The 12,968-nt window shown below is 66.1% G+C and carries 9 protein-coding genes; 4 read left to right on the top strand and 5 right to left on the bottom strand.

What is annotated here, in order from left to right; all coding sequences use genetic code 11:
- The 3 genes from ACJH6I_RS07080 to ACJH6I_RS07070 form a co-directional block, all read right to left on the bottom strand.
- Positions 1 to 1,371, bottom strand: a complete 1,371-nt coding sequence (locus ACJH6I_RS07080; RefSeq protein ID WP_226522246.1) for an alpha/beta hydrolase family protein — start codon at positions 1,369 to 1,371, stop codon at positions 1 to 3.
- Positions 1,371 to 2,543 (bottom strand): lipase family protein, encoded by a 1,173-nt coding sequence (locus tag ACJH6I_RS07075; protein ID WP_226519487.1) that lies wholly within the window; start codon positions 2,541 to 2,543, stop codon positions 1,371 to 1,373. Before ACJH6I_RS07075 ends, ACJH6I_RS07080 begins: the two co-directional genes overlap by 1 nt.
- A gap of 127 nt (positions 2,544 to 2,670) precedes the next feature.
- Complete coding sequence (locus tag ACJH6I_RS07070) at positions 2,671 to 5,184, bottom strand: arylsulfatase (protein ID WP_226519486.1); 2,514 nt, start codon at positions 5,182 to 5,184, stop codon at positions 2,671 to 2,673.
- A gap of 214 nt (positions 5,185 to 5,398) precedes the next feature.
- Between ACJH6I_RS07070 and ACJH6I_RS07065 the strand changes: the two genes are divergently transcribed.
- From ACJH6I_RS07065 to ACJH6I_RS07055, 3 genes are all read left to right on the top strand, one after another.
- Positions 5,399 to 7,999: a LuxR C-terminal-related transcriptional regulator gene (locus ACJH6I_RS07065; protein WP_226519485.1), complete on the top strand. Its 2,601-nt coding sequence runs from the start codon at positions 5,399 to 5,401 to the stop codon at positions 7,997 to 7,999.
- 109 nt (positions 8,000 to 8,108) lie between these two features.
- Complete coding sequence (locus tag ACJH6I_RS07060; RefSeq protein ID WP_226519484.1) at positions 8,109 to 10,460, top strand: arylsulfatase; 2,352 nt, start codon at positions 8,109 to 8,111, stop codon at positions 10,458 to 10,460.
- 9 nt (positions 10,461 to 10,469) lie between these two features.
- Positions 10,470 to 11,192 carry a hypothetical protein gene (locus tag ACJH6I_RS07055; protein ID WP_226519483.1) on the top strand — a complete coding sequence of 241 codons (723 nt, stop codon included), beginning with the start codon at positions 10,470 to 10,472 and terminating at the stop codon, positions 11,190 to 11,192.
- Positions 11,193 to 11,202: 10 nt separating this feature from the next.
- On the opposite strand, the gene ACJH6I_RS07050 is transcribed toward ACJH6I_RS07055, so the two are convergent.
- Together ACJH6I_RS07050 and ACJH6I_RS07045 are read right to left on the bottom strand one after the other, a co-directional pair.
- Positions 11,203 to 11,523 carry a multidrug efflux SMR transporter gene (locus ACJH6I_RS07050; protein WP_226519482.1) on the bottom strand — a complete coding sequence of 107 codons (321 nt, stop codon included), beginning with the start codon at positions 11,521 to 11,523 and terminating at the stop codon, positions 11,203 to 11,205.
- Entirely contained in the window at positions 11,520 to 12,173 is a 654-nt protein-coding gene (locus ACJH6I_RS07045; protein ID WP_226519481.1) for an FMN-dependent NADH-azoreductase, read from the bottom strand. Before ACJH6I_RS07045 ends, ACJH6I_RS07050 begins: the two co-directional genes overlap by 4 nt.
- A 96-nt stretch (positions 12,174 to 12,269) precedes the next feature.
- Here ACJH6I_RS07045 and ACJH6I_RS07040 point away from each other — a divergent pair, with 96 nt between their 5' ends.
- Positions 12,270 to 12,872, top strand: a complete 603-nt coding sequence (locus ACJH6I_RS07040) for a TetR/AcrR family transcriptional regulator (RefSeq protein ID WP_226519480.1) — start codon at positions 12,270 to 12,272, stop codon at positions 12,870 to 12,872.
- Positions 12,873 to 12,968 lie beyond the last annotated feature (96 nt).

Genomic DNA, 12,968 nt, shown 5'->3' with positions numbered 1-12,968 from the left:
TCAGTTGTCGTCCGCGCCGGGCAGCGACCGCTGCCGCGCCTGTGGGGTTCCGACCTGATGGGCCAGCCAGGGGAGTGCCTTCGCGAAAGCGATTCCGGCAGATTCGAAGTCGTGCTCACCCGGATAACCGACCACAGAGCATTCGACGTGGTAGCCGCTGAGGAAGGCGCACAGTTTCTTGGCGTTTGGTTCGCGGTCGTCGTTGTACAGATCCCACGTCTCGATCGAACCGGGATCCGGTGACGTGTCGCCGGCTGCGTGGTGCACCGTGGGGACGTCGCCCGAGACCCCCAGCCAGGCCGACATGTGTTCGTAGCGGCCGTGTTTGGTCACCACGGTCTGCGGGTCGAAAGCCGCCCACGCGGCTGCGTCGCCACCGTACAGCCGGCCGATGGTCTGTGGTTTGGTGCCGGTGTTGGGACCCAACTGGCCGTCGAGTGCGACGAACGCGGTGAACATGTCCGGGTTGCGAACCGCGGTGACCAGGGCGCAGGTACCGCCGGACGACCAACCCACGAGACCCCAGTTGGCGGCCTTGGGGCTGACGTTGAAGTGCGAGATCACAAACGGCACCACATCTTTGGTCAGATGATCGGCAGCGTTCCCGCGCGGCCCGTTGACGCACTCGGTGTCGTTGTCGAACTTGCCGCTGGTGTCCGGAAACACCATGACCGGCGTGGTGCCGTAATGCAGCGCCGCGTAGTCGTCGAGAGTCTTGAGGGCGCCGCCCGATTCCAGCCAGTCGTTGGGGTGACTGAACTCGGCGCCGAGCATCATCACGGTGGGGAGTTGCGGCGGCGGGTTGCTCGCGAACCACGCCGGAGGTAGATACACCAACTCGGTTCGATGATCGAAACCCGATGCGTCACTGGGGATATCGACTTGGACCACCGTGCCGCGGACCGGCTGTTCACCGCTCTTGATCAGGTCGGCCAGTTGCCCCTCATCGATCCACTGCTTGGGTTTGGCGTCGCTCAGGCGGCTCATCGCGACCTTGACGGTGGGGAAGTAGCCAGTTGCGGTATTGAGCGCAGCGAAGCCGCACACCACGGCGAGCAGGACCGAAAGAACCGACACCAGCCGCCGAGCCCACTTGCTACCCCGCCAACCCGCGACGGCGAGCGCCAGTGCGAATCCGGTCATGAAGACCCAGAAGACGGATTGGTAGGACACCGCGTCGACCGACCAGCCCCGATCCTTGACGAACAGGCGCATTCCGGCGGCGAGGCCCAGTCCCGTCAGGACCGCGGCCGGCAGTGCACGTTTCAGCCATTTCTTCGACCGGTGCCGGCCGACCGCGACAGCGATGGCGATGAGCGCCAGCAACTGCAGTGTGATGGGGATCAGACCGTGGGTCAGCGACAGATTCATCACTTCCGGACCCCACAGTCGTCGGGGGCGGGCGCGCCGGCGAACCGGTCACCGATCCAGTCCAGTGCCGCAAGCGGATCGGCCTGCGGACCGGGCCGCTTCTGGATGGCGACGGCGTCGCCCATCTTGCAGGCCGCGTCGAGGGCACGGTCGGTCCACGCCGCGGGGCTCACCGGATCGGCGTCGCTGTAGATGACGAGCATCGGGGCCAGCGCCGGGCCCTGCGGCAAATTGGTCTTCTTCAGATAGGCGCGGAGCGCGGCCAGTGCCTTTTCATCCGCGGGCCGGAGATCCGCCGCGGTGATCTGCGCCGGCACGGCGGGTGCATCGGGCCGGCAGCTGAGCATCGCGTCCCACTGCTGACCGGCGGCACCGCGCCGGTAGTCATCGAGTTCGATGTCGTACTGGTATTCGCGGCCAATGGCTGCCAGATAGCGGATGTAGACGATCTTCTGCGCATCGCTCAGCGTGCCGTTCTGCGCCGCGTCGGCCAGTCCGTTGACCTCGGAGATGGGTGAAATGCTCGCAGAACCAAGGAACTTGAGGTCGCTGCCGTAGCCGTCGGTCAATTCGTTGGCGGCCCACGCGGCCTGCCCGCCTTCGCGGAAACCGAGGGCCACCCATGACGTCGACGTCTGCGGCACCGTGGCATGCGTGGCGCGGACCGCGTCGATGACGTTGTAACCGGCTGTCGCCGAGTCGAGATACGGGTAGTAGTGGTTGTATTCGTCGTCGGTGACGGCCGGTTTACCGAGACCCTGATAGTCGGGCACCGTCACGACGTACCCGGCGCGCAACAGCGCCGCCACCGTGGGCGCCAGGCCGAGCAGGGTGTCCGACTGCGACGGGGCGCACTCTGGCGACAGACCGGTCGTCTGGTGCGCCAGCGCGACGATGGGGTAGCCGCCGGCAGGCGGATTGCTCTTGGGTACGAAGATGGACGTCGAGACGTGAGTGCCACCGTCGTTGACGCCCGAACGGGAGACATGGGTGACCACGCTCATCGACGCGGCCGCATCACGTACTGCCGGCACCACATCCGTCAACGGGACCGACGACGGGTCATCGGTCGACGTGGCCGAAGGGGTCGGCCGGCTCGCATTCTGGGACGCTCCGCCGCAGCCGGTGAGCGCGACGATCATCGCCGAAGACAGCGCCAAAGCCCGCAGCATCAACAGGTCCCTCCCCGGTCCGTTCACCGATAGTAGAGCCGCCCCGATGGCTGATTCGGGGCAATTGCGAGAACAGATTTCGGGCTTGGGGGCACCCGCCGAACCGGTGCCCCCACCTTGTTTCAACTCAGTCCCGCGCGAATGCGCCGGCGGCTTCCTTGTCGAGGTCGACGTACGACTTGCCGCTGACGTCGACGGCGACCACGTTGATGGTGCCCCCGGTGAATCGGCCGGGGTTCTGGTAGAGGTTCGACACATTGTCACCGCTGTCGAAGCCCACACACAGGCCGTCGCCGGCCAGGGTGAACCTACCGATCTGTGCTCGCATCGGCCCCTGAGCGACGACGCGGCCGTCGACGTAAAGCTTTGTGGTACCGACCGATTCGCCGTGTGTGCCGCTGGTCTCCCGGATGAACTCCATACCGAGGTTGTGCTTGCCGGGCGTCAGCGGCGGTGAGCTGAACACCTGCTCGGGCGGAATCCCGAGGAAGTTGTACACGTAGAACAGCTTGTTGTCCTTGATGAACAGGGCATGCCCGCCGAACCTCGAACCGTGCGCGAAGATCACTCCCTGGGCCCGCGGCGTCAGGTCGACGTTGGAGTCGATCTTGTACGACTTGCCTCGGATGTTGACCGCAACCGACTCGGGCACCGGTGAGGCGTCGGGGTAGTACAGGTACTGGTCGCGCGACGGCTCGAACTGCGGGCGCGGGGTGCTGGTGAGCTCGACCGGCGTCCGGTCATCCAGCGGCAGCACGAAGTTCTTCTTGGCTTCGCTGAACCAGGCGTCCTGCAGCTCTTTGAGCTTCTCCGGGTGCTGGTCGGCGAGATCCGTTGATTCGGAGCGGTCTTCGTCGACGTGGAACAGCTCCCACTTGTCCTGGTCGAAGTGGCCCTTGCCGCTCAACGGAACATGAAGGGCGGCAGCCTTCCAGCCGTCCTGCCAGATCCCGCGGGTGCCCAGCATCGCGTAGTACTGGTTCTTCTTCTTTGAGGCGTCCGCCGGCTTGGCGTCGAAGGTGTACTTCATCGACACTCCGGTCAGCGGGAACTGGGGCACACCACGATAGGTGTCGGGCATCTGCAGCCCGATCACGTCGAGGATCGTGGGCACGATGTCGGTGACGTGGTGGTACTGGTGGCGCACCTCGCCCTTCGCCTTGATGCCCTTGGGCCAGTGGATGACCAGTGGGTCGCAGGTGCCGCCGGAGAACTGGGAGTAGCGCTTGAACATCTGGAACGGGGTCGAGAACGCGACCGCCCAGCCGGTCGGATAATGGTTGTAGGTGGCGGGCGTGCCCAGGCTGTCGATCATCTTCATGTTCTCGGCCAGGTCATCGGGGTAGTTGTTGAAAAACTTGTTCTCGTTGACCGACCCGTTGGGTGAACCCTCGCCCGATGCGCCGTTGTCCGCGCAGTAGAAGATCAGCGTGTTGTCCATCTGGCCGGTCTGCTCGAGGTATTCCACGATGCGGCCGACCTGGGCGTCGGTGTACTCGGAGAACCCGGCGAACACCTCGGCCATCCGGGAGAACAGCTTCTTCTCGTCGGGACTCAGGGTGTTCCACGGCCGCACCTCGTCTGCTGCCATCGAGACGTCTTTCGGCAGCGGATTTATGGGCGTCAGCTTGGTGTCTTTGGGCATGATGCCCTTGTCTTTCATGCGCTGCAGCACCCACTCGCGGTAGGCCTCGTAGCCGTCGTCGAACTGCCCCTTGTACTTCGCCGCATACTCGGTCGGGCTGTGGTGCGGCGCGTGGTTGGCACCGGGGCAGAACCACATGTACCAAGGCTTGGACGGGTTGGTTGCGCGCTGGTCTCGCAGCATCCGAAGTGCTTGGTCGGCAAGGTCTTTGGACAGATGGTAGCCCTGCTCCGGTGAATACGGTTGTTCGATGTAGCGGTTGTCCTCGACCAGATCCGGGTACCACTGGTTGGTCTCGCCGCCGATGTATCCGTAGAACCGGTCGAACCCTTTCTGCACCGGCCACTGCGACTTGCTGCCGCCGCTGGCCAGGTCTTCTTCGGGGACGTTGTGGTCCTTGCCCACCCAGAAGGTGCTGTAGCCGTTCTCCTGCAGAATCTGGCCGATCGTGGCGCACTCATCAGGCAGTCGGCCCGAAGCGCCGGGGAAACCGATAGTGGCCTCGGCGATGTTCGCGAAGTTGTTCACGTGGTGGTTGCGGCCGGTGAGCATGCAGGAGCGGGTAGGTGAGCACAGTGCGGTGGTGTGCCACTGCGAATAGATCAGGCCGTTGTCGGCCAACTTCTGCATCGTCGGCATGTTGATCCGTCCGCCGTACGGGGACCACGAGGCCAACCCGGTGTCGTCGTAGAGCACGACCAGTACATTGGGCGCGCCGTCAGGCGCGTGCTTGAGCTCCCAGGGCCCCCAGTCGGGCTTCGAATCCCGGATGTCGAGTTTGACTTCGCCGTGGAAATCCTTCATCACATCGTTGGCGGCGGCGCTGCCGTCACCCTCGCTCGCCGTACCACTCTTGTCGTTGTCACACCCCGCGATGATCGACGACCCCGCGGCGACGCCGGCCGCGGCGGCCAGCCCACCGATCATCGAGCGTCGGGACAGCTTCGGGCCGGTGGATTCGGGAGCGGGCTCGGACGGTGAGATATCGGATGCCATGGCGCCATTATTGAAAAGATCTGCATTGTTCGCAGCCATTCTGACGATCGGCGCTCGTAATTCGGCGCGTCGGATTTCCTCACGGGCCAACGGGTTTTCGTGACCAAGAGCAATTTCAGCGAATTCGGCGAAGCGACAAAAAATGGTCGAGCAATCGCCATCACCCTTTTCGGGTGAGATAGATCGGCATTCTTGTATCCGGTATTTTTGGGCGGTGGCGGCGGACGGAACTTCTGCGATGCGGCCGGTGCCCTGGTATCTCGCCACGATCCCGGTCGCCCGGCCGGACATGCTGTCGCGCCGGTCGATCAGTCGGTTGCTGGATGCGGAATGCGAGCGCAAACGGGCGATCGTCGTCGCAGCGCCGTCGGGTTACGGCAAGACCGTGGCGTTGTCGCAATGGGCCGCGCAACGGGCGGCGAACAAACCGGGCTCGGTTGCCTGGCTGACGCTGACAGTGCGCGTCGCCAACCGTGACGATGTGCTGCGCGGTCTGCTGACCGCGATGGGCAACAGCGCGCGTGCGGCCGGCGATGACGGGCTGGGGCGGCAGATTGCCGAGGTGGCCGAGGTGCTGCAGACGTCGTCGTACCCGTCCGCGGTGGCGGCATTGATGGAGATAGACCCACTCGGGCCGTTGACGGTGGTCATCGACGACTTTCAGCAGGCGCGCGCGGCCTGGCGCGAAGCCGACGTCCTCGAGCTGATCGAGCTGGGGCCGCCGTGGCTCAGTTTCGTCCTGGCGACCACGGATTCGGTCGGACCTGAATGGTCGCGTCTTCGGGTGCATGACCACGTCGCGGTGATCGGGGCCAATGACCTCGCATTCACTCATGACGACATCGCTGCGCTGGCACGTCGATCGGGCGTCCCGGTGGAAGCTGTTGGCGTCGAGGATATTTCGGCAGCCACTGGCGGATGGCCGGCGGCCGTCAGGTTGATGCTGGTGTCGGGTAGTGCGCCGTTGTCGGCCTCCTTCGCCGACCTCACCGAGTACCTCGAAACCGCCGTGCTCTCGCGGTTGCGGCCCGAGCTCGCCGACTTCGTGCTCAGCGTTACGGTCTGTGCACGGCTCGACGAACGACTCGCTGTCGCGTTGTCCGGACGGGCAGACGCGGTGTCGTTGTTGCGAGAGTGCGTGGGCTCCGGACTGTTCGTGGAACAGTTCGGTGCAGGGGAGAGCGCCTTCTACCAATGGCACGCGATCTTCGTCCGGCACTGCCGCGAAATTCTCCGCCGCACCCGGCCCGGTGAGTGGCAGCGCCTGAACCGGATCGCCGCTGTCGAGCTGGCCGCCACGTACCCGTTGGAGGCGGTCGAGTGCGCGATCCGCAGCGACGATCCCCATGCCGGGTTCGAGATCATCGCCGACCACTGGCTGGAATTGCTGCTGCAGTCTCGGTCGGAGGCGCTGGATGACGCCTGTGCGCGCCTGAGTCAGGCTTTCGGCGAGAAACCCGAAGTCCTCATGGTCCGCGCCTCATGCCGGGCGATGGCAGGCGACAGTGTCACGGCGGCTTTGCTTTTCGACCGCGCCAGGTCTGCGGTAACCGCCGACGCCGATCCGCGTCGCTTGGAGTTCATCGCGGACCTGTGCACGATCCTGGTAGCTGACGATCGTGACGCGATGGCCGCCGCCGCGGCCCGTGCGGAGGCGGTACTGGCGGACCACGACGTGGTGGCGCCGCGGGCATACGCGTGCGCGCTCTTCGTCATCGGCTGGGCCGACTCGAGATTGCGCCGAGGGCCTTCGCGCGGTTCGGCGTATCTGGAGTCTGCCGTTCACGAATGCACGGTGCTGGGGCTGACAGAGGTGGCCCACCGGGCCCGACAGAACCTGGCATTCGCCGCGGCACACGCGGGAGAGTTCGACAGGGCCCTCGACGCACTCCGGTCCGCCCAGGCGGTCGCCGACCCGTCACCCGAGCTGTGGCTGGCGCACGACGGCGACGGCATCGAGCGCTTCACCGCCGGCTGGATCAGCCTTTGGCGTGGCGAGATGGACGTTGCCGTCGACTACCTCGTTTCGGTGAGTGCGACTGTGGGCGTGGGGTATCCGGACACCGGACGGATGATGCTCGCGTTCGCCGCTGCGACGCTCGGCGTGGAAAACGTCCTGGAAGTCGCGGAAGCCACCGTCCGCCGGATGCCGGACCTCGACACCCACGGGGTGCCGTGGAACAGTTACAAGACCGCCAGCCGGGCCCGCTTGGCGGAGGCCCGTGGCCGCCGTCAGGAGGCGCTCGAGGGTGCCGCCAGTATCGTTGGCCGCGAACATGTTCCGATGATCTCTGCGGTGCTGTCCGGGATGTGCCGTCGGCTTGCCGCCCCGGACCTGGCGGACCGGTTGGCGCGCCAGGCGCTGGCGGTCGAGGCGCCCGTCAACGTCGAGGTCTACGCGCTCCTGACGCTGGCCTTGCTCGACTGGCAGCAGGGCCGCGCCGCCGCCGCACATCGGGGCTTGGAGACCGTGCTCGGTCTGGCGCGCGAGGAGCAGGTGCGGTACCAGTTCGTCGACAACACGGACCGGGTCAGCCGGGAGTTGCTTGCGGCGCACCTGCCGACCACCGCGTATCAAGAGTTCCTGGCCGAAGCCCTGGTGCTGGTCGAGCGGCCCAAGGCGGCGTCATCGGCATCGGCACTGACTCCGCGCGAGCTCGAGGTGCTGGCGCACTTGCGCACCGCGATGACATCACAGGAGATCGCCGACCGGATGGGGGTCTCGCTGAACACGCTGAAAACCCACCAACGGTCGATCTACCGCAAGCTTGCCGTGGCCAATCGACGCGAGGCGATCAGGGCAGTCCGTCCCTGAACTCACCACCGGGTGCGTGACCGTCAATATCCGGGGCGCAGCCCAGCTCCCGGGTGTAATCTCCGGGCAAATCGCCGGGATCGGCGGGCACTGACCGGGACGAGGCGTCATGGCAACTGAATTCCAGGGCAAGATCGAACTCGACATCCGCGACTCGGAGCCCGACTGGGCACCCTATGCGGCACCGGTCGCACCGGCGGGCGCGCCCAACGTGCTGTACCTGGTGTGGGACGACACCGGTATCGCCACCTGGGACTGTTTCGGCGGCCTCGTCGACATGCCGGCCATGCGCCGCATCGCCGACAAGGGGGTGCGGCTGTCGCAGTTCCACACCACCGCGTTGTGCTCGCCGACACGGGCGTCGCTGCTCACCGGCCGCAACGCCACCTCGGTGGGCATGGCGACCATCGAGGAGTTCACCGACGGCTTCCCGAACTGCCACGGCCGCATACCTTTTGAGACCGCGCTGCTGTCCGAGGTGCTGGCCGAGAAAGGCTGGAACACCTACTGCGTCGGCAAGTGGCATCTGACACCGTTGGAGGAGTCGAACCTCGCATCCACCAAACGGCACTGGCCGCTGTCACGGGGCTTCGAACGCTTCTACGGCTTCATGGGCGGCGAGACCGACCAGTGGTACCCGGAGCTGGTGTACGACAACCACCCCGTCGCCCCGCCGGCCACCCCCGAAGAGGGCTACCACCTGTCAAAAGACCTGGCGGACAAGACCATCGAGTTCATCCGCGACGCCAAGGTCATCGCGCCGGACAAGCCCTGGTTCTCCTACGTCTGCCCGGGCGCCGGGCACGCACCGCACCACGTGTTCAAGGAGTGGGCCGACAAGTACGCCGGCAGGTTCGACATGGGCTACGAGGTCTACCGCGACCTGGTGCTGGAGAACCAGAAGCGCCTCGGCATCGTGCCGCCCGACACCGAACTCTCGCCGATGAATCCGTATCTGGACGTCAAGGGGCCCAACGGTGAGCCATGGCCGCTGCAGGACACGGTGCGGCCGTGGGACGGGCTGAGCGACGACGAGAAGAAGCTGTTCGCCCGCATGGCCGAGGTGTTCGCCGGCTTCCTGTCGTACACCGACGCGCAGATCGGCCGGATTCTCGACTATCTGGAGGAGTCCGGGCAGCTCGACAACACGCTGATCGTCGTCATCGCGGACAACGGGGCCAGCGGTGAAGGCGGCCCGAACGGCTCGGTCAACGAGAACAAATTCTTCAACGGCTACATCGACACCGTCGAAGAGAGCATGCGGTACTTCGACACGCTGGGCTCGCCGGACACCTACAACCACTATCCGATCGGCTGGGCGATGGCGTTCAACACGCCCTACAAGCTGTTCAAGCGTTACGCCTCTCATGAAGGTGGCATCGCCGACACCGCAATCATCAGCTGGCCCAACGGAATCGCCGCACACGGCGAGGTTCGCGACAACTACGTCAACGTCGCCGACATCACCCCGACGGTCTACGACCTGTTGGGCATCGCGCCGCCGACCGAGGTGCGGGGGGTGCCGCAGCGGCCGCTGGAAGGTGTGAGTTTCAAAGCGGCCCTGGCAGACTCGGCGGCCGACACCGGTAAGACGACGCAGTTCTACGCGATGCTCGGCACGCGTGGCATCTGGCACGACGGCTGGTTCGCCAACACCGTGCACGCTGCGACGCCGTCGGGGTGGTCGCACTTCGACAAGGATCGCTGGGAGCTGTTCCACATCGAAGCCGACCGCAGTCAGTGCCATGACCTCGCCGCGGAGAATCCGGCGAAACTCGCTGAAATGCAAGAACTCTGGTTCGCCGAGGCCGCCAAGTACAACGGCCTGCCGCTGGCCGACCTCAATGTGTTCGAGACGCTGTTGCGCGACCGCCCCTACCTGATGCGGGACCGGCAGACCTTCACCTACTACCCGGATACCGCCGAGGTGGGTATCGGTGCCGCCGTCGAACTGCGGGGTCAGTCGTTCTCGGTGCTGGCCGAGGTCGACGTCGAATCGGCCGCTGCCGCCGGGGTGCTCTTCAAGCAGGGCGCCGGTCACGGTGGACATGTGCTGTTCGTCCAGGATGGCCGGCTTCAGTACGTCTACAACTTCATGGGCGAGGACGAACAATGGGTGTCCGCGCTCGATCCATTGCCCTTGGGGCGGCACGTTTTCGGCGTCCACTACGACCGAACCGGCACTGTCGAAGGCAGTCACACGCCGCTCGGCACCGTCGAACTGCGCATCGACGATGCGGTGGTGGCGGCCCGCCCCGACGTCCGCGCGCACCCTGGCACTTTCGGGCTCGCCGGTGGCGGTGTCGCGGTCGGGCGCAATGCGGGCCAGCCGGTGTCGAACCGCTACCGGGCCCCGTATCCCTTCGTCGGCGGCACCATCGCCAAAGTCGTCGTCGACATCTCCGGTACGCCGTATCTTGACGTCGAACAGGAGCTGGCCAAGGCGTTCTGCAAGGACTAGGGGACTGCGATGAGCGGAACGAACATGCGGTGCGCCGTCGGGTTGTCGGCGGCGCTGCTGCTGGCAGCCTGCGGTGGCAAGGCCGGCGAGAAGCCGTCCGATACAACGAAATCCGGCGGCACCACGACGACGGCCGCAAGTTCGCCGGCGGCGTCCGCCACTTCGACGTCGGCGTCCGGGTCGAAGATGCCCGACCTGCCTGCCTACGGCGTGGTCGAGACGACGAAACGGCCGGTCTCGGCGGGCGATCAGGTCTGTGACCCGCCGGGCCCGCCCGCCCAGACCATGACCGCGGCCACCGGAGCCCCCGGCGCACCGACCGTCGTCGTCGCGGTGCCCGACGGATTCAGCCCGGGGGCACCTGCTTCCGGTGACGTCGCGCTGAACCTGACCGGCCCCGACGGCCTGACCGGCACCGTGAAGATCAGCCCGACACCGCTCGATGCCGCGGCCGCGTTCCAGCAGTACGCCGATGCGCGCATCGCGGGCCACGAGTTCAACAGCGTCAGCATCCTGCCCGACGAATTGTGCGGTTACAGCGGACAGAAGCTGATGGGCGTCCTCGCCGACAAGCCCGGCGCCGGCAGCGATTACGCGGACCGCATCGTGCACGTGTGGACCAACAACGGGGACTACCTCGTTGCGCTGCAGTTGCAGGGACCCGCCGGCTCGAAAGGGCTGGACGCGGCCAAGCCGGTCCTGCTGGGGGACTTCGGTATTCGGCTGGGCTGAGCGGCGCTCATCATTCGGGATTGGTCAAGCGGGCCAACACGATTCCGCCGACGATCATCGACAACGCCACCGCACGACCGGCGTTGAGTGGGTCCTTGTGGACCAGCACCCCGATGGCGATGGCCCCGACGGCGCCGATGCCGGTGAAAACCGCATAGGCGGTGCCGACCGGCAGGGTCCGCATCGCCAAGGACAACAGATACACCGACAACGCGCCGACCAGAACGCAGACGATGGTCGGCAGCAGGCGGGTGAACCCGTCGGTCGGTTTGATGCTCTGGGACCAGGCGATCTCCACACCGCCGGCCAAAGCGAGGATGAGCCAGCTCATTTCGCGTACTCCGCGGCCAACACGCGTGCAGTGCCCAGCGCGGCCGTCAGGGAGGCGTCGTGCCCGGCCCGGAACTGGGCGAGCGTGGGATCGACGCGGGAGTTGGCCAGTTCGGCGTTGATGAACACGGTGTCGGTGACGGCGAAATGCCCGGCGAAGAAGTCACGCAGGAACCTCTCCTGATAGTCGAAGGCCGCCTTGGGTGAGCCCGGCGAGTAAGCGCCGCCCCTGGCGGTGGCGACCACGAATCGGCGCGGCGCCAACGACATTCGCGGAAACGTCACCTGGTCCAGCCAGGCCTTCAGGGCGGCCGGAATCGAGTAGTTGTACATGGGTGTGCCGATCAGCACGACGTCGGCAGACCGCAATTCGGCCAGCAATGGCTCGACGACGGCCCAGGCCGCGGTTTGGGCAGGGGTGCGTGCCAAACCAGCCAGCTCGTCGAGGTCGGTGACGCCGGCAGCCAGTGCCGCATCGCAGATCTCGGTCCAGCCGGCGTCGATGAACGGCACCGGATCGGTCGCCACGTCGCGGTAGCGGTAGGTGCCGTCGGGCGCCGCAGTGCGCCAGGCCTGCGCGAACTCGGCGCTGAGCTGCCTGCTGATCGATGGGTTCCGGGCGCTGGCGTCCAGGTGAAGCAACGTGGTCATGGCCATCCTCTCAGAAGTGGACATTGTGTCCGGATAGATGATGCAACTAACTGGACGATGTGTCCACTTATTCCCTGAGTGGGTTATTGTGCGGTGGTGGACATCGGTCGTGACCTGCTCGGCGACGACGCGGGCAATGCGGGCGGCGGCGCGGAGCGCGCCGACGCCGCGCGCAACCGCGCCCGGATTCTGGCCGCGGCCGCGGAGGTCTTCGCCGGTCGTGACCCACGCAGCGTCACGATGGAACACATCGCCACCGCGGCCGGTGTCGGGCGCGGCACGCTGTATCGGCGCTACCCGAACACCGCGGCCATCGCCGTCGCACTGCTCGACGAACATGAGCGCGCCCTGCAGCGTCAACTGATCTCGGGAGCGCCGCCGCTCGGGCCGGGAGCCGCACCGGCCGAACGGCTTTCGGCGTTCTATACCGCCATGGTCGACCTTCTCGACCAGCACGTGGATCTCGCGCTCGGCGCCGAGGTCGGTGGCGCCCGCTACCGCACGGGGGCCTACGGTTTCTGGGCCGCGCACGTACGCGCCCTGCTGGTGCAGGCTGACGTGCCCGAGCCGGACGCGCTGGTGGACGTTCTGTTGGCGCCGTTGGCCGCCGAGAACTTCCTGCATCAACGCGAACGCGGCCTGTCCGTCGCGCAGATCAGTGGCGCGCTGACGCGGCTGGCGCACGCGATCCTCGGCTGACCTCCTTCTGGTTTTCCCTGGCAAAGAGATTCAGCGCGAGCAGATCCCTGTGCAGTCGGCGCGGCGCCCGCAACGATGAGCCCACATCGGGTGACG

It is taken from the genome of Mycobacterium sp. SMC-13 (assembly GCF_045311035.1).
GTDB lineage: Bacteria > Actinomycetota > Actinomycetes > Mycobacteriales > Mycobacteriaceae > Mycobacterium.
The sequence above is the reverse complement of the archived record's forward strand: the minus strand, read 5'-3'. Positions and strand labels throughout refer to the sequence as shown.